General features: G+C 62.0%; 14 protein-coding genes. 4 read left to right on the forward strand and 10 right to left on the reverse strand.

The window, feature by feature from the left end; genetic code table 11:
- Window positions 1-312: 312 nt before the first annotated feature.
- The 10 genes from J3P85_RS27065 to bioB all read right to left on the reverse strand — a co-directional run bounded on the left by J3P85_RS27065 (window position 313) and on the right by bioB (window position 13,000).
- Window positions 313-2,091, reverse strand: a complete 1,779-nt coding sequence (locus J3P85_RS27065) for an acyl-CoA dehydrogenase C-terminal domain-containing protein (RefSeq protein ID WP_186706944.1) — start codon at window positions 2,089-2,091, stop codon at window positions 313-315.
- Between the two features lie 263 nt (window positions 2,092-2,354).
- The gene (locus J3P85_RS27070) at window positions 2,355-4,151 is read right to left on the reverse strand and encodes an acyl-CoA dehydrogenase C-terminal domain-containing protein (protein ID WP_434704121.1); all 1,797 of its coding nucleotides are present in this window, start codon (window positions 4,149-4,151) and stop codon (window positions 2,355-2,357) included.
- A 91-nt stretch (window positions 4,152-4,242) separates the two neighbouring features.
- The gene (locus J3P85_RS27075) at window positions 4,243-5,532 is read right to left on the reverse strand and encodes a GGDEF domain-containing protein (RefSeq protein ID WP_434704122.1); all 1,290 of its coding nucleotides are present in this window, start codon (window positions 5,530-5,532) and stop codon (window positions 4,243-4,245) included.
- A 365-nt stretch (window positions 5,533-5,897) separates the two neighbouring features.
- Entirely contained in the window at window positions 5,898-7,703 is a 1,806-nt protein-coding gene (locus J3P85_RS27080) for a phenylacyl-CoA dehydrogenase (RefSeq protein WP_053125979.1), read from the reverse strand.
- A gap of 276 nt (window positions 7,704-7,979) precedes the next feature.
- Window positions 7,980-8,276 (reverse strand): pyrroloquinoline quinone biosynthesis protein PqqE, encoded by a 297-nt coding sequence (locus tag J3P85_RS27085; RefSeq protein ID WP_186706940.1) that lies wholly within the window; start codon window positions 8,274-8,276, stop codon window positions 7,980-7,982.
- A gap of 121 nt (window positions 8,277-8,397) precedes the next feature.
- Window positions 8,398-9,078: a dethiobiotin synthase gene (gene bioD, locus J3P85_RS27090; protein ID WP_434704123.1), complete on the reverse strand. Its 681-nt coding sequence runs from the start codon at window positions 9,076-9,078 to the stop codon at window positions 8,398-8,400.
- Window positions 9,075-9,887: a malonyl-ACP O-methyltransferase BioC gene (bioC, locus tag J3P85_RS27095; RefSeq protein ID WP_434704124.1), complete on the reverse strand. Its 813-nt coding sequence runs from the start codon at window positions 9,885-9,887 to the stop codon at window positions 9,075-9,077. The genes bioD and bioC overlap by 4 nt, the downstream gene beginning before the upstream one ends.
- Window positions 9,880-10,611 (reverse strand): alpha/beta fold hydrolase, encoded by a 732-nt coding sequence (locus J3P85_RS27100; RefSeq protein WP_434704125.1) that lies wholly within the window; start codon window positions 10,609-10,611, stop codon window positions 9,880-9,882. Before J3P85_RS27100 ends, bioC begins: the two co-directional genes overlap by 8 nt.
- On the reverse strand, window positions 10,604-11,782 hold the full coding sequence (bioF, locus tag J3P85_RS27105) for an 8-amino-7-oxononanoate synthase (protein ID WP_434704126.1): 1,179 nt from the start codon (window positions 11,780-11,782) through the stop codon (window positions 10,604-10,606). Before bioF ends, J3P85_RS27100 begins: the two co-directional genes overlap by 8 nt.
- A gap of 162 nt (window positions 11,783-11,944) precedes the next feature.
- A complete protein-coding gene (bioB, locus tag J3P85_RS27110) occupies window positions 11,945-13,000 on the reverse strand; it encodes a biotin synthase BioB (RefSeq protein ID WP_014340550.1) in 1,056 nt (351 codons plus the stop codon).
- Between the two features lie 90 nt (window positions 13,001-13,090).
- Between bioB and J3P85_RS27115 the strand changes: the two genes are divergently transcribed.
- From J3P85_RS27115 to J3P85_RS27130, 4 genes are all read left to right on the forward strand, one after another.
- Window positions 13,091-13,831 (forward strand): ComF family protein, encoded by a 741-nt coding sequence (locus tag J3P85_RS27115; RefSeq protein ID WP_434704127.1) that lies wholly within the window; start codon window positions 13,091-13,093, stop codon window positions 13,829-13,831.
- Between the two features lie 58 nt (window positions 13,832-13,889).
- On the forward strand, window positions 13,890-14,654 hold the full coding sequence (locus tag J3P85_RS27120) for a TOBE domain-containing protein (protein WP_434704128.1): 765 nt from the start codon (window positions 13,890-13,892) through the stop codon (window positions 14,652-14,654).
- A gap of 67 nt (window positions 14,655-14,721) precedes the next feature.
- On the forward strand, window positions 14,722-16,617 hold the full coding sequence (locus tag J3P85_RS27125; protein ID WP_411385807.1) for a PhoX family protein: 1,896 nt from the start codon (window positions 14,722-14,724) through the stop codon (window positions 16,615-16,617).
- 181 nt (window positions 16,618-16,798) lie between these two features.
- Complete coding sequence (locus J3P85_RS27130) at window positions 16,799-17,773, forward strand: serine/threonine protein kinase (RefSeq protein WP_186706931.1); 975 nt, start codon at window positions 16,799-16,801, stop codon at window positions 17,771-17,773.
- The last annotated feature ends 155 nt before the right edge of the window (window positions 17,774-17,928 follow it).

The following is a 17,928-nucleotide window of genomic DNA, read 5'->3' on the forward strand; positions in this document are numbered from 1 at the left end:
ATATAGCTCATTGACCCCAGACCGCTCGTCAGGGTTCAGTGGGACGCATGCTGAAGCAGCCCCAAGGGTTAGACGCCTGCAAGAATAAAAAACGCAGGCAAAAGAAAACCCCGCCGAAGCGGGGCTTTGCAGACTGTTTCCCTGACATCCATTTCACTCCGCCGTCCTGGCAGAATCCTACGTGTCCGTGTTGTTACTTTTGCGCGTCCTGCGCTACGTCCATGGAAGCTAGGTTAGTCCTGGATCCAATTCGCCGATAGAGGGAAAACACCGGCACGTTGTGTAAGCAAATGCTTACACAACGTCATCGTTTCAGAACTGGCTGGCTTCCAGCAGGAACAGCGACTCGCTGCCCGCCTTGACCGAAGCGCTCAAGGAGTGGATACGCGGCAGCAGGCGAGCGAAATAGAACCGCGCCGTCCCGAGTTTGCTCGCGTAGAAATCATCCTGGTTTTCCTTGCCCGAGGCTGCCCGGGCCATCAGCGCCCACATGTAGGCATACGCGGTGTAGCCGAACGCCTGGAGATATTCCACCGACGCTGCACCGATTTCGTTCGGGTTGCTCTTCGCCCGGTCCAGCAGCCAGTCGGTCAACTCATCCAGCGTGTCGACCGCGCCGTTCAACGGCTTGATGAACTCTTCCAAGTCGCCGCTCGCAGTGGCGGTGAAATGGCGAATCTCATCGGCGAACAGGCGATAGAACGCACCGCCGCTGCCGACGATCTTGCGCCCCACTAGGTCCAGCGCCTGGATACCGTTGGTGCCTTCGTAGATCTGGGTGATGCGCACGTCACGCACCAGTTGTTCCTGGCCCCATTCGCGAATGTAACCATGGCCGCCGAACACCTGCTGGCCATGGACGGTGGTTTCCAGGCCGAGGTCGGTCAGGAACGCCTTGGCCACCGGCGTCAGCAACGCCACCAAGTCTTCGGCGCGCTTGCGGGTGACCGGGTCTTCGCTGAACTTGGCGGTGTCCAGTTGCATCGCCACGTAGGTGGAAAACGCCCGCCCCCCCTCGTTCGAGGCTTTCATGGTCAACAGCATCCGGCGCACGTCGGGGTGGACGATGATCGGATCAGCGACCTTGTCCTTGTTCTGCGCACCGGTAGGCGAACGGCTCTGCAGGCGGTCGCGGGCGTATTCGACGGCGTTCTGGTAGGAGCGTTCACCGGTGGCCAAGCCCTGGATGCCAACCCCAAGGCGCTCGTAGTTCATCATGGTGAACATCGCCGCCAGGCCTTTGTTCGGCTCGCCCACCAGATAGCCCACGGCTTCATCGAAGTTCATCACGCAGGTGGCGGACGCCTGGATACCCATCTTGTGTTCGATCGAGCCGCAGTTGGCCGCGTTGCGCGCGCCCAGGCTGCCGTCGGCATTCACCATGAACTTGGGCACCAGGAACAGCGAAATGCCCTTGGGGCCTGCCGGCGCGTCCGGGAGTTTCGCCAGTACCAGGTGAATGATGTTCTCGGTGAGGTCGTGCTCGCCACCGGTGATGAAAATCTTCGTGCCACTGACCTTGTAGGAACCGTCGGCCTGGGGCTCGGCCTTGGTGCGGATGATCCCCAGGTCCGTGCCTGCATGGGGCTCGGTCAGGCACATGGAACCGGCCCAGACGCCGGCGTACATGTTCGGCAGGTATGTCGCCTTCAGCTCTTCGCTGGCATGGGCATTGATCGACAGGCAAGCGCCGGCGGTCAGCATCGGGTACAGGCCGAAGGACAGGCTCGCGGAGTTGACCATTTCCTCGACCTGGGCCGAAACGGCCTTGGGCATGCCCATGCCGCCATACACCGGATCGCCGCCGACACCGACCCAACCGCCTTCAGCATAAGTCTTGTAGGCCTGTGGGAAACCTGCCGGCGTGGTGACGGCGCCGTCGGCCCAGTGGCAGCCTTCTTCGTCAGCGGAACGGCTGAGAGGCGCGATGCTTTTGCTGGTGACTTTGCCGGCTTCTTCCAGGATCGCTTCGACCGTTTCAGCGTCCACGGTGTCGGCCAGCACCGGCAATTGGGCCCAGAGTTTCGCGACCTCGAACACTTCATTGAGGACGAAGCGCATATCGCGCAGGGGCGCTTTGTAGTCAGCCATGGCAAACCTCGCAGGATCTAAACAATTGTTCGTAAAAGACGGTTTTCGCAGTGACCTGAGTGTACCTCAACAACTTTTGCGACACATAGGGTCAACCAATGACTGTTTTGTTATTTTTAGTCACTGGAAAGACTTGGATGTTTATCGTGGCGAGGGAGCTTGCTCCCCGCTTGACCGGGCTGGCGCTCCAGTGCGCAGCGCTCACAAAGAGGGTCTGCTGCGCATCCCAGCGGGAGCAAGCTCCCTCGCCACAACTTAATCGGTCAGAGCGCAAACAACTCCGCCGGCAGCTTCATCAGGCATTCGCTCCCCGCCTCGATGGCGGCCCGATGAGCGGTCGTGCGCGGCAACAAGCGCTTGAAGTAAAACTCGCACGTCGCCAGTTTGCCCTGGCAAAAATCACTGTCTCCAGTGCCACCGTCGAGTTGCGCCTGGGCCACCAAGGCCATGCGCAACCACAGGTAGGCCAGGATGATGTAGCCGCTGTACATCAGGTAGTCCACTGAGGCGGCGCCCACTTCATCCGGGTTCTTCATGGCAGCCATGCCAACCTGGGTGGTCAGTTCGCCCCATTCCCGGTTGAGCCCGTCCAGTTGCGCAATATAGGCGTTGAGCTGCGGGTGCCCGGCGTTGGCTGTGCAGAATTTATGGACAATTTTAGTGAAGCCACGCAGTAACTTGCCCTGGCTGCCCAATACCTTGCGCCCCAGCAGGTCCAAGGCCTGGATGCCATTGGTGCCTTCGTAGATCGGCGCGATCCGACAATCGCGTACAAGCTGCTCCATGCCCCACTCGCGGATAAAACCGTGTCCGCCAAAAACCTGCATGCCGTGGTTGGTCACCTCCAGCCCGGTGTCGGTCATGAAGGCCTTGCAGATCGGGGTGAGGAACGCCAGCAGGTCCTCGGCCTCCTGGCGAGCGGTTTCGTCCGGGCTCAGGTGCGCGGTGTCGAGCAGTTGCGCGGTGAAATAGGTCAGCGCCCGGTTGCCTTCGTTGAAGGCCTTCATAGTGAGCAACATCCTGCGCACATCGGGATGGACGATGATCGGGTCGGCGACTTTTTCCGGCGCCTTGGGGCCGGTCAGCGCGCGCATTTGCAAACGGTCGTTGGCGTATTTGATCGCACCCTGGAAGCTCGCCTCCCCCAGGCAAAGGCCCTGCATGCCGGTGCCGAGGCGGGCATGGTTCATCATGGTAAACATGCAATTAAGGCCTTTGTTCGCCTCGCCGATCAGGAAACCCTTGGCCCCGTCGAAATTCAGCACGCAGGTAGCCGAGGCCTTGATGCCCATTTTGTGCTCGATCGATCCGCAGGAAACGCCGTTGCGCTTCCCGGCCTCACCCGCGGCGTCCGGCAGGAACTTTGGCACGATAAACAGCGAGATGCCCTTGGTCCCGGCCGGAGCATCGGGCAGCTTGGCGAGCACCAGATGAATGATGTTGTCGCTCATGTCGTGCTCGCCGGCGCTGATGAAGATCTTGCTGCCGGTCACCGCGTAGCTGCCGTCCGCCTGGGGCACCGCGCGGGTCTTGATGATGCCGAGGTCGGTGCCACAGTGGGCTTCAGTCAGGCACATGGTGCCGGTCCACTGGCCGGCGGTGAGTTTACTGAGATAGGTCTGCTTCTGTTCCTCGGTGCCGTGGGCGTGGATGGCCGACATGGCGCCGTGGGTCAGGCCGGGATACATGCCCCAAGAGGTGTTGCTCGATCCGATCATTTCGCTGATGACCAACCCCAGGGAACTGGGCAAGCCCTGGCCACCGTAAGCTGGGTCCGCCGCCAGGCCATGCCAGCCGCCTTCCACGTACTGTGCGAAGGCTTGCCTGAAGCCTGTAGGCGTAGTCACCACGCCATTGTCGAAATGGCAGCCCTCTTCGTCACCCGGGCGATTGAGGGGCGCCAGCACGTTCTCACAGAACCGAGCGCCCTCCTCGAGAATGGCGCTGACCATGTCCGGACTGGCATCGCTGGCACCCAGTTCGGCATAACGGCCATGAAAATCGAAGACATGGTCGATCAAGAAGCGCATGTCGCGCAGGGGAGCTTTGTACTCGGGCATGGTGGTTTTCTCCGGTAGCAGATCGTTCCAACCTACTGCCGGCCACCCAGGCCCACAATCACAGTCCAGACGCTGAATGCGCCATCATCACTCAACCTGCGGCGGCTTCCATGCGCACTGCGCCGCGTCGATTCTGCCCATAGGCGATCACGCAGTTTCGCCCCGCACCCTTGGCGTTATAGAGCGCCTGGTCCGCCGATTTGAGCACCTCTTCGGGCGTACGCTGCTCGATGCGCTCGGCCACGCCGATGCTGACGGTTACCGATACGCTGGAGGCGCCAGTGCCGGAGCGCCGCTGACGGCCTTGCTGATCGTCCTGGGGACGGCTGTCGGGATTACGCAGTTGGATAGCGTACGTCTCGATGGACTGGCGAAGAACCTCCAGATGAGGCATGCATTCGTCGATGGTCTTGCCCGCGAACACCAGGGCGAATTCCTCGCCGCCGTAGCGATACGCCCTACCGCCACCGCCGATTTTCGACAGTTTGCTGGCGACCAGGCGTAGCACTTGGTCACCGACATCGTGGCCGTGGGTGTCGTTGAATTTCTTGAAATGGTCCACGTCGCTCATTGCCAACACATAGTTACGCCCCAGGCGCTGCATGCGTTCATTCAACGCACGACGCCCCGGCAGGCCGGTGAGCTCGTCACGGAAGGCCATTTGATACGCCTCGTGGGCGACCGCTGCGGCGATCATCAACATCACCTGGCTGCACATGATGTTCAGGGTGAATGGCAGGATGAAGGTTTTCGGCAGCATCCAGAACAACCCGAGCAGTCCCACCAATTGCGCCGCGTGCAACGGCCGGGGGTTACGCCAGTATTGCCAGGCCAGCAGCAGGAACGCGGCGGCGAACATCGGGTAGGACAATTGGATCAGGCTCATCCAGGCGCCGTGCAACGCGGGCCAGCGGATCTCCGACAGCCACAACAACAACGCCTGTGGGAAGCTCTGCTCCAACGCCAGCGCCACGCTGCCGAAAACCAGCAACACCGCAAACCGCGCCACCATGTCCTGGAACAAATGGGTGCGCTCCTGCCACGCCGCGAACAGCCCGAACAACAGCGGCAGCAACAGGCAGACGAGATGGAACACCACCGCCGCGTCTTCACGCACCTTGCCGTTGTCGCGGTAGAAATCGGTCTGGGTATCCAGCAGGAAGTAGGCGATGTACACCGTGACCATCAGAAACAATTCACGTTGACGTCGGTAGACGGAGCAATACGCCCCGCCCAGCAACAACACCAGCGTCGGCAGAACGTTGAACAACGAGGTGAAGAAAACGTTGAGATCCTTGACGTAGGCAGCCGCAAGCCCCGCCACCAACAACAGCAACGACGGTAGGAAATGGCTCAGGCGTACAGCGGAAGAACGCGGCAAGGGTAAAGCTCCGACCCGGCTGATCAAGGATAGCATTGTGCCTGCGCTGTGTGACCGATGTCACACTGCCATCGCTGTAACGGCAGAGCGGGAGGATTTCTTAGGGTTGGGTTGGATGAATATTGTTTCAGGATCACCGCGCCCCTCCTGTGGCGAGGGAGCTTGCTCCCGCTCGGCTGCGAAGCAGTCGTAAACCGGCGGGTGCGGTGTGTCTGATATTCCGCATTTGGCAGGTTTGGGGCCGCTTCGCAGCCCAGCGGGAGCAAGCTCCCTCGCCACGAGTTTGCCTTGACTGGCGTTATGGCAGACACAAAAAAGCCGCTACTCCCGAAGAAGCAGCGGCTGTGTGAAGAACCGCGTAAGGCTTAGTAGCCCAGCGCGAAGTCTTCTTCTTTCATGTCCATCAGGTTGTTGGCGCCTGACAGCATGGTTGCCACATGGGTACGGGTACGCGGCAGGATGCGCTGGAAGTAGAAGCGCGCGGTCTGCAGCTTGGCGGTGTAGAAGGCTTCTTCGGTGGTGCCGGCGGCGAGTTTTTCCGCCGCCAGGCGTGCCATGTCAGCCCAGAAGTAAGCCAGGCAGGCGTAACCGGAGTACATCAGGTAGTCCACCGAGGCCGCACCGACTTCTTCGCGATCCTTCATGGCTGCCATACCGACCTTCATGGTCAGTTCGCCCCATTCCTTGTTCAGCGCAGCCAGGGGTTCTACGAACTCCTTGACCGCCTCGTTGCCTTCGTTGCCCTGGCAGAACTTGTGGACGATCTTGGTGAAGCCCTTGAGTGCCTCGCCCTGGGTCATCAGCACTTTACGACCCAGCAGGTCCAAGGCCTGGATGCCGGTGGTGCCTTCGTACAGCATCGAGATGCGGCTGTCGCGAACGTTCTGCTCCATGCCCCACTCGGCGATGAAGCCGTGACCGCCGTAGATCTGCACGCCGTGGTTGGCCGATTCGAAGCCGACTTCGGTCATGAAGGCCTTGGCGATCGGGGTCATGAACGCCAGCAACGCATCGGCTTTTTTCTTCTCTTCTTCATCCACGCCGTATTTGACGATGTCGACCTGCTTGGCGGTGAAGTAGACCATCGCCCGGTTACCTTCGGCGAAGGCTTTCATGGTCAGCAACATGCGACGCACGTCAGGGTGCACGATGATCGGGTCGGCGGCCTTGTCCGGCGCTTTCGGGCCGGTCAGGGAGCGCATTTGCAGGCGGTCACGGGCATATTTCAGGCCGCCCTGGAAGCCGATCTCGGCGTGGGCCAGGCCTTGCAGCGCAGTGCCCAGACGCGCGGTGTTCATGAAGGTGAACATGCAATTCAGGCCTTTGTTCGCCGGGCCGATCAGGAAACCGGTGGCCGCGTCGAAGTTCATCACGCAGGTGGCGTTGCCGTGGATGCCCATCTTGTGTTCCAGGGAACCACAGCTCACCGCGTTGCGCTGGCCAATGGTGCCATCGGCGTTAGGCAGGAACTTGGGAACGATGAACAGGGAAATGCCCTTGGTGCCGGCCGGTGCGTCGGGCAGGCGTGCCAGCACGATGTGGACGATGTTGTCGGCCATGTCGTGTTCGCCGGCCGAGATGAAAATCTTCGTACCGGAAACCTTGTAGGAACCATCGGCCTGAGGCTCGGCCTTGGTGCGCAACATGCCCAGGTCGGTGCCGCAGTGCGGTTCGGTCAGGCACATGGTGCCGGTCCATTCGCCGGACACCAGTTTGGTCAGGTAGGCCTCTTGCTGTTCGGGCGTACCGTGTTCGGAAATCGTGTTCATCGCGCCATGGGACAGGCCCGGGTACATGCCCCACGACCAGTTGGCTTCACCGACCATCTCGCTGACCGCCAGGCCCAGGGATTCCGGCAGGCCTTGACCACCATGCTCGACGTCATGGGCCAGGCTTGGCCAGCCGCCTTCGACGAATTGCTTGTAGGCTTCCTTGAAACCGGTCGGGGTTTTCACGCCAGACTCGCTCCAGGTGCAACCTTCGATGTCACCCACGCGGTTCAGCGGAGCCAGCACCTGCTCACAAAACTTGGCGCCTTCTTCGAGAATGGCGTCAACCATGTCCGGAGTTGCGTCCTGGCAAGCCGGAAGGCTCTGATAATGCGCTTCGTAGCCAAGCAGTTCGTCACGAACGAAGCGAATATCACGCAAGGGGGCCTTGTAGTCAGGCATAGCGATAAACCTCTGCTGATGTAACCGGGAATGAACGACCGCGTGGATTTGTTGTAGCGGTCAAACAGTTGTTTGAAACATACGTTTACGCCCAAATCTTGTCAAGCGCCGATCTTTTGCCGTTCGTCATCAGCCAAAGAAAATGTCGGACACGGGAAATCCATCGCAGTGAAGAATCCGCAATGCGCGTAGGAAAAGATTAGTTGAGCAATAAGACGTTAGAGACAAGAACGCCGCGAATAATCGCGGCGTTTTCGTAAATCTGGAAGAACGGGATCAGGCAAAGGTGTCGATCAACGTACCGAGCATTTCGTCGGATGCCTTGGCGACGCTCACACCCAGTTGCACCTGGGACTTGCCCTGGGCCATTTCGACCATGTTGCTGACCAGGTCCGACTGCTGGCTGCGATCCACTGACCGCAAGCGATCCACTTGGACTTCGGACGACTGGCTGGTGACCGAACGCTCGATCGTATTGTTGGCGATCTGGCTGGAGGCCTGATCAACGCGGTTCTGCCCTGTCTGAATCGTGCTCAGACCGGCGTAGAACGCGGTGCTTCCTGAGATTTCCATGGCAGAGTTCGTCTTCTTGAAGGGTCGACAGTGGCCATTGAATCAGAAGGCCAGGGAAAAGGCCCGACAAAAACACTAATGGCACAGTGCCTTGCCATAGGCAAAACCTTGCTGGGGTGTGTCAGTCCAGCAGATCCAATTGCAAGTGTTCGGCCACGGCTTCAGCCGTCACGCTCTGGATCCGCGCCACCCTGCCCAGGCAAGGCGCCGGAAGTCGCTCGGCCAAGGTTGCCAGGTTTTCCTCCAGGCGCGAGGTGGCCGGGTCGATGATGTTCGCGACCCAACCGGCAAGCGGCAAGCCATCACGGGCGATCGCCTCGGCGGTCAACAAGGCGTGGCTGATACAACCCAGGCGCACACCCACCACCAGGATCACCGGCAAGCCCAGCGCTATCGCCAGGTCGGACAGATTATCCTGGCCGACCAGCGGCACACGCCAACCGCCCGCGCCTTCGATCAACGTGAAGTCGGCGCCCAGCGCCAGCACTTCGCGCATCGGCCCCAGCAGCGACTGCACCGTCAACGCAACACCGGCCTCCCGGGCGGCCAAGTGCGGCGCGATTGCCGGCTCGAACGCCACCGGATTGACCTGTGCATAAGTCAACGGTATCGAGCATTCCGCCAGCAAGGCCAAGGCATCGGCGTTGCGCAGGCCCTTGGGCGTCACGGCGCAGCCGGAGGCCACCGGTTTTCCGGCAGCCGTGCTCATGCCGGCCTGTCGCGCCGCGTGTAGCAGGCCCGCCGCGACGGTGGTCTTGCCGACATCAGTGTCGGTGCCGGTAATGAAATAAGCCTGGCTCATAGCGGTTTCTCCAAAACGGCGTAGACCACTTGGTAAGTCGCGGGCACCCCCTGTGCCTGACGAAACTGCTCATAAGCTTCAACCAGCGCGAGGATCCGCGCCCTGCCCGTCAAGCCGCCAGGCCGACCAGGGTTCAGATTATGGGCGCCCAATGCTTTCAATTCGTGGGTCAGGCTACGTACATCGGGGTAATGCAACACATGGGGACGATTTTCAAGACTGACAACGTTCAACCCGCTGGCCGCGCAAAGCTGTTGATACCTCTCGAACCCACGGAAACGATTGACGTGCACCAAGCCATCCACCTGACGCCAACTGTCGCGCAATTCGTACAACGTACCTACGCAGAGGCTGGTAAAGGCCAACACTCCGCCCGGTTTCAACACCCGATACGCCTCACTCAGCACCGCGGCAAAATCCTCGCACCACTGCACCGCCAGACTGGAGAACACCAGGTCGCAGCTCGCCGCCTGCAAAGGCAGCCGCTCGGCGTCACCGGCGACAAAATGCGCGGCGCCACCTTGGGGTCGAGCATGGTTGAGCATGCCTTCGGCGATATCCAGTGCCAGGCCTGTGCTCGCGCCGAAACGCGCGCCCAGGGCGCGGGTGAAATAGCCGGTGCCACAACCCAGGTCCAGCCAACGTTGCGGCATGAACGAAGGCGGCAAGCGGTCGAGCAATTGCTGGCCGACATCGCGCTGCAGCTCGGCCACGCTGTCATAGCTGCTCGCCGCCCGGGAAAACGAAGCCGCCACCTGGCGTTTGTCGGGCAAGGCACCAGGCAAAGGGGGAAGAGACAAATCAGTCATCACCGGACTCATGCAAAAAAGCCTGGATCGCCCCCGCCACACCATGGGGGTCTTCCAGAAGAAATCCGTGGCCGGCCTGTTCGATCAGGCCGATTTCGACATCCGGCAACAAGGCCAGCAAATCACCCGCAGCCTCAGCCGGCACCAAGGCGTCGAGCCCGGCAAACAGATGCAATTGCGGGCCGCGAAAGCTTTGCAATGCAGCGCGAGTGTCCAACTGCGCCAGCAGTTCGAGCCCGGCCATCAGCACTTCGGACGAAGTGTTCGGCGCCCCGGCCAACAGCAACCGCGACAAGCCGCGCGGATCGCTGCAGCCCTGGGCACACAGCAAGCTGAAACGCTTGAGAGTCTGGCGTGGGTCGGCCGCACAGCCGGCGAGAAAGCCATCGAAGGTCTGGCCGTCCATCGCGCTCGGCCATGGTTCATGGGCGACAAAGGATGGATTGCTGGCCAGGGTCAACAAGCCACAGCAGCGCTCACCCCGACGCGCCGCCAGCGCCGAGGCCAGCATGCCGCCCAGGGACCAGCCGCCGAGCCAGGCGTCCTGGGGCACGGTGGCGTCCAACTCTTCGAGCCATTCATCGGGATCGCTCGACAGCAATGCCGGCAACGGTTCGATTTCCACCCGCAGGTGTTCATCGAGCCCTTGCAGAGCCGCCGCCAGCGGCTCCAGCGGTGAAACGCCCAAGCCCCAACCGGGTATTAGAATCAGTCGATCACGCATGGCTTGGCTCCGGCCCCAACAGGGCAAAACACTCGGCCAGTGCATTCAACAATAGCTGCACCTGGGCCTCGCTGTGGGCGGCGGTCAGGGTCACACGCAAGCGAGCGCTGCCGGCCGGCACGGTGGGTGGACGGATCGCCGTCACCATCAGCCCGCGCTCACGCAGCATCTGCGACATGCGCATGGCCCGCCCCGCATCGCCAATCAGGATCGGTTGGATCGGCGTGAAGCTGTCCAGCAGTTGCAGGCCGATCTGCTCGGCGCCCTGGCGGAACTGGCGGATCAGCAGCTGCAAGTGCTCGCGACGCCAATGTTCGCTGCGCAGCAGTTCGAGGCTCTTGAGGGTGGCGCAGGCCAAAGCCGGCGGCTGGCTCGTGGTGTAGATGTAGGGGCGCGCGAACTGGATCAGGCTTTCGATCAGTTCTTCACTGCCCGCCACAAAGGCACCGGCCGTGCCAAACGCCTTGCCCAACGTGCCGACCAGCACCGGGACGTCCTCGCGGCTCATGCCGAAATGTTCGACGACACCGCCGCCGGCAACGCCCAACGTACCGAAACCGTGGGCATCGTCGACCATCAGCCAGGCGCCCTTGGCCTTGGCTTCACGGGCGAGCGCCGGCAAATCGGCCACATCGCCATCCATGCTGAAAACACCGTCGGTGACCACCAGGGTGTTGCCCACTGCTTTTTCCAAGCGTTGGGCCAGGCTCCGGGCATCGTTGTGCAGGTATCGGTTGAAACGCGCACCGGACAGCAGCCCGGCGTCGAGCAACGAGGCGTGGTTGAGACGGTCTTCCAGCACCGTGTCGCCCTGCCCCACCAGCGCGGTGACTGCGCCGAGGTTAGCCATGTAACCGGTGGTGAACAGCAACGCTCGCGGACGCCCCGTCAGGTCGGCCAAGGCTTCTTCCAGGGCGTGATGCGGGCCGCTGTGGCCGATCACCAAATGGGAAGCGCCACCGCCGACGCCCCAACGGGCCGCCCCCGCGCGCCAGGCCTCGATCACTTGCGGATGGTTGGCCAGGCCCAGGTAATCGTTGTTGCAGAACGCCAGCAGCGGCTGGCCGTCCACCACCACCTCCGGGCCCTGGGGGCTTTCGAGCAGCGGGCGCTGGCGATAGAGATTGTCGGCACGACGGGCAGCCAGGCGTGCGGCGAGATCGAAGGGCATGCAGGCCTCAACTGTTTAAAGACTGGCCAAAGCCCCTTGTGGGAGCGAGCTTGCTCGCGATAGCGGTGAGCCAGTCGACATAAATGTTGAATGTTCCATCGCCATCGCGAGCAAGCTCGCTCCCACAGGGTCTTGCATGCCAATCCGGGAATCGGTGCGTGATCAAACAGCGGCGTTGTAGAACTGCTCGCTGCTCTTCTGCTCCACCAACGCCTGTTCAATGGCCGCCTGGTGCACTTCGTCAGCATGTTCTTCGCGGGCTTCGGGTTGGATGCCCAGGCGTGCGAACAACTGCATGTCCTTGTCGGCCTGCGGGTTGGCGGTGGTCAACAGCTTGTCGCCGTAGAAAATCGAGTTGGCGCCGGCAAAAAATGCCAGGGCCTGCATTTGCTCGTTCATCGCTTCGCGACCGGCGGAAAGACGTACGTGGGACTGGGGCATCATGATCCGCGCCACGGCGAGCATGCGGATGAAATCGAACGGATCGATGTCTTCGGCATTCTCCAGCGGCGTGCCGGCGACCTTGACCAGCATGTTGATCGGCACCGATTCCGGATGCTCCGGCAGGTTCGCCAGCTGGATCAGCAGATTGGCGCGGTCATCCAGGGACTCGCCCATGCCCAGGATCCCGCCGGAGCAGATCTTCATTCCCGAATCACGCACGTAGGCCAGGGTTTGCAGGCGCTCACTGTAGGTGCGGGTGGTGATGATGCTGCCGTAGAACTCCGGCGAGGTGTCGAGGTTGTGGTTGTAGTAGTCCAGGCCAGCCTGGGCCAGTGCTTCGGTCTGCTCCTGGTCGAGGCGGCCCAGGGTCATGCAGGTTTCCAGGCCCATGGCCTTCACGCCCTTGACCATTTCCAACACATACGGCATGTCCTTGGCCGACGGGTGCTTCCACGCCGCGCCCATGCAGAAACGGGTCGAACCGATGGCCTTGGCCCGTGCAGCCTCTTCGAGGACCTTCTGCACTTCGAGCAATTTCTCTTTATCCAGCCCGGTGTTGTAGTGACCGGACTGCGGACAATATTTGCAATCTTCCGGGCAAGCGCCGGTCTTGATCGACAGCAGCGTGGAAACCTGGACGCGATTGGCGTCGAAGTGCGCGCGGTGCACGGTCTGCGCCTGGAACAACAGGTCATTGAATGGCTGGACAAAGAGTGCTTTGACTTCGGCCAAAGACCAGTCATGACGCAGGTTGGCAGTGGTGCTGGCGCTCATGGGCATTTCCTTGATTATGCTTGGCTGGCGCCTGGGGCATGGAATACCCACAGGCGCGACACGGATGTTCGGCATATTTAAGGAAGAGTCATGCGCTGTCAACCACGATACAAAGGACCGGTTTACATCTGGTTAAAAAACAAACAACTTTGTCTGCTGTGTGGCGAAAACACCGATACGCCGCAGCCTATCTGCACTCCCTGCGAAAGCGAGCTGCCCTGGCTCGGCGGTCAATGCAGCGTCTGCGCCTTGCCGCTGCCCATGGCCGGGTTGCGTTGCGGCCAATGCGCCGCGCGACCGCCGGCCTTCGAACGGGTCCTGGCGCCCTGGTCCTATGACTTCCCGGTGGACAGCCTGATCACCCGCTTCAAGCATCAGGCGAAATGGCCTCTCGGCCGGCTGCTGGGCGAACTGCTGGCGCAATCGCTGCAACATCATTTCGACGAAGGGCTGGAACGGCCCGACGCCTTGGTACCGGTGCCACTGGCGACCCGACGCCTGCGCCAGCGGGGTTTCAACCAAGCGGCGCTGCTGGCCCGCTGGCTCAGTGGATCGTTGGCGATCCCTTGCGAAGAAAACCTGCTGCGCCGCACCCAGGATACCCCCGCCCAACAGGCCCTCGATGCCAAGGCCCGGCGACATAACCTGCGCCAGGCCTTTGCCCTGGCGCCCCAGGCGACGTTGCGTAACCGTCACCTGGCATTGGTCGACGATGTGCTCACCACCGGCGCCACCGCCCAGGCGCTGGCGGCTCTATTGCTGGATGCTGGCGCCGCGCGGGTCGATGTGTACTGCCTGGCCCGCACGCCGAAACCCGGTGAGCCGGCTTGACGTGCCGCGCCCAAGGCGCCAACGTCCGCCCATCGACCTTCGCACGCAGTTTTCAGTCATGTCATTGCCCACGCTCCTGACCCAGCACATCGTCCGGCGACCCCAACGCATCGCCCTGCTGCAGCACATCGCCGAACAAGGTTCGATCACTCGCGCCGCCAAGAGCGCGGGCCTGAGCTATAAGGCGGCGTGGGACGCCATCGATGAGTTGAACAACCTCGCGGATCAACCGCTGGTGAAGCGCAGCGTCGGCGGCAAGGGCGGTGGCGGCGCCAAGCTGTCGGAGGAAGGCCAACGGGTGCTGCGCCTGTATCTGCGCCTGCAAGCACTGCAGGCGCAACTGCTGGAAGCCAGCGAAGACGCTGGCGACCTCGGCCTGCTCAGCCGCCTGATGCTGCGCACCAGCGCCCGCAATCAATTGCACGGCAAGGTCCTGGGCATCGAGGCCCAGGGACATAACGACCGGGTACGCCTGGAACTGGCCCGGGGCCTGGTCATCGAAGCGCAGATCACCCACGACAGCACATTGCGCCTGGAGTTGGGTGTCGGCACCGACGTGGTGGCGCTGATCAAGGCCGGCTGGCTGCAATTGCATCCTGTCGAGCAAGGGGAAAAACCGGGGGTCAATATTTTGCGCGGCGTGATCGAGCAGGTCGACGCCGCCGAAAACGGTCCCAGCGAAGTGCGCATCGGCCTGCCCAACGGCCAGACGCTGTGCGCCCTGGCTGATCCGCTACAGTTGCAAGCGCAGGACCTGGCAACCGGCTCACCTGTGCAAGTGACGTTTTCAGCGACAAATGTGCTGCTCGGCACACCGCTGTAGCGCGTTGCAACAATAGTTTCATCGAGCCGCTTTAAGGTGACTGCCAAAACCAGCAGGGAGCCTGATGATGAGCCTATTAGAAGAAAACCAATCCACCGACCTGGAAAAGATCGTCGGCCTGAGCCGTCGCCGTTTCATCGGCGCTGGCGCCCTGTGCGGCGCGGCGATGTTCCTGGGTGGCAACCTGCTGAGCCGCAGCGTCATGGCGGCCGCCGTGAGCGAAGGCAACAAAAGCATGCTGGGCTTCAACAGCATTGCCGCCTCCACCGCCGACACCATTACCTTGCCGCCAGGCTACAAGGCCTCGGTGCTGATCAGTTGGGGCCAGCCGCTGAAGAAAAATGCACCGGCGTTCGACCCCAGCGGCAATGGCACCGCCCGCGCACAGGAAGTGCAGTTTGGCGACAACAACGACGGCATGAGCCTGTTCGAATTCCCCGGCGACAAGAACCGGGCGCTGTTGGCGATCAACAACGAGTACACCAACTACCAATACCTGTTCCCTCACGGCGGCCAACCGCAGTCGGCCGAAGACGTGCGCAAGGCCCAGGCCAGCGAAGGCGTGTCGGTGATCGAAATCCAGCGCCGTCGCGGCCAGTGGCAATTCGTCCAGGACTCGCGCTACAACCGCCGGATCCACGGCAACACGCCGATCCGCCTGCGCGGCCCGGCCGCTGGCCACGACCTGCTGAAGACCAGCGCCGACAAGAGTGGCAAGAAAGTGCTCGGCACGTTCCAGAACTGTGCCAACGGCATGACCCCGTGGGGCACCTATCTGACCTGCGAAGAAAACTTCACTGACTGCTTCGGCAGCAGCAAGTCGGACCTGCAATTCGACGCGGCACAAAAACGCTATGGCGCCACCGTCACCAGCAGCGAAATCAATTGGCACTTGCACGACCCGCGTTTCGATCTGGCGAAGAACCCCAACGAACTCAATCGCCACGGCTGGGTGGTGGAAATCGATCCGTTCGATCCAGAATCCACCCCGGTGAAACGCACCGCCCTGGGCCGCTTCAAGCATGAAAACGCGGCCCTGGCGCAGACCAATGACGGTCGCGCCGTGGTGTACATGGGCGATGACGAACGTGGCGAGTTCATCTACAAGTTCGTCAGCCGCGAGCGCATCAACCATCGCAATGCCAAGGCCAACCGCAACCTGCTGGACCATGGCACCTTGTACGTGGCGCGCTTCGATGCCGGCGACGGCAACCCGGACCATCCCAAGGGCAAAGGCCAATGGATCGAATTGACCCATGGCAAGAACGGCATCGACGCCAGCAGCGGTTTCGCTGATCAGGCCGAGGTGTTGATCCATGCGCGCCTGGCCGCCACTGCCGTTGGCGCCACGCGAATGGACCGCCCGGAGTGGATCGTGGTCAGCCCCAAGGACGGCCAGGTCTATTGCACCCTGACCAACAACTCCAAGCGTGGCGATGCCGGCCAGCCAGTGGACGGGCCGAACCCGCGGGCCAAGAACGTCTATGGGCAGATCCTGCGCTGGCGCACCGACCGTGACGATCACGCCTCCAAGACCTTCGACTGGGACCTGTTCGTCGTCGCCGGCAACCCAACGGTACACGCGGGTACGCCGAAGGCCGGCTCGTCCAATATCAACCCGCAGAACATGTTCAACAGCCCCGATGGCCTGGGCTTCGACAAGGCCGGGCGGCTGTGGATCCAGACCGACGGTGACTCGAGCAACGCAGGCGACTTCGCGGGCATGGGCAACAACCAGATGCTGTGCGCCGACCCCAACAGCGGTGAGATCCGCCGCTTCATGGTCGGGCCGGTAGGCTGCGAAGTGACCGGGATCAGTTTCGCGCCGGACTACAAGACGCTGTTCGTCGGGATCCAGCATCCCAGCGGCGGCTCCACTTTCCCTGAGCACCTGCCCAACGGCAAGCCGCGCTCGTCGGTGATGGTGATCACCCGGGAGGATGGCGGAGTCATCGGCGCCTGACCCTTTGTGGCGAGGGAGCTTGCTCCCGCTGGGTTGCGCAGCGACCCCACTTTTTTGTGGGCGCTACGCACCCAAGCGGGAGCAAGCTCCCTCGCCACGAAGTCTCACCAATCAATCCCGACTGCTTTGCGCTACCATGCTGGGCCGGACGCGGCAGCCCTGCCGCTGCGCAGGAGTCAGCATGTCCCATCCGTTTGAAACCCTCACGCCCGACCTGGTGCTCGATGCCGTTGAAAGCATCGGCTTTCTCAGCGACGCCCGCGTGTTGGCCCTCAACAGCTACGAGAACCGCGTCTATCAAGTGGGTATCGAAGATTCCGAGCCGCTGATCGCCAAGTTCTATCGCCCCCAGCGCTGGACCAACGAAGCGATCCTGGAAGAGCACAGCTTTACCTTCGAACTTGCAGACTACGAAGTGCCCGTGGTGGCGCCGCTGATCCACAACGGCGCCAGCCTGCACGAGCACGCCGGGTTCCGTTTCACCCTGTTTCCCCGTCGCGGCGGCCGAGCGCCGGAACCGGGCAATCTCGACCAACTCTATCGCCTGGGACAACTGCTTGGGCGCCTGCACGCGCTCGGGGCGACCCGGCCGTTCGAGCACCGTGAAGCCTTGGGCGTGAAGAATTTCGGCCACGACTCGTTGGAGACCGTGCTGCAAAGCGGCTTCGTCCCCCGCAGCCTGCTGCCGGCCTACGAGTCGGTCGCCCGGGACCTGCTCAAGCGCGTCGAAGAGGTCTACGCCGCCACGCCCCACCAGAACATTCGCATGCACGGCGATTGCCATCCCGGCAACATGATGTGCCGCGACGAGGTGTTCCACATCGTCGACCTCGACGATTGCCGCATGGGCCCGGCGGTGCAGGATCTATGGATGATGCTCGCCGGGGATCGCCAGGAATGCCTGGGACAGTTGTCGGAATTGATGGACGGTTACCAGGAGTTCCACGATTTCGACCCCCGTGAACTGGCGCTGATCGAGCCGCTGCGAGCCCTGCGCCTGATGCACTACAGCGCCTGGCTGGCGCGGCGCTGGGACGATCCGGCCTTCCCCCGCAGCTTCCCGTGGTTCGGTAGCGAACGCTACTGGGGCGACCAGGTGCTGGCGTTGCGCGAGCAACTGGCGGCGCTCAATGAAGAGCCGTTGAAGCTGTTCTGATTGGGCTCGGCCCCAACAGCCACCGCAAATCTCCTGTGGGAGCGAGCTTGCTCGCGATAATGGCGTGCCAGTCAATATAAATGGCGGCTGTTCCACCGCCATCGCGAGCAAGCTCGCTCCCACAGGGGCCTGCGGTGGAACTACTTCCTAACAAG

Origin of the sequence: Pseudomonas sp. Z1-12 (genome assembly GCF_051132015.1) — a bacterium.
Classification (GTDB): Bacteria; Pseudomonadota; Gammaproteobacteria; order Pseudomonadales; family Pseudomonadaceae; genus Aquipseudomonas; species Aquipseudomonas zanjanensis.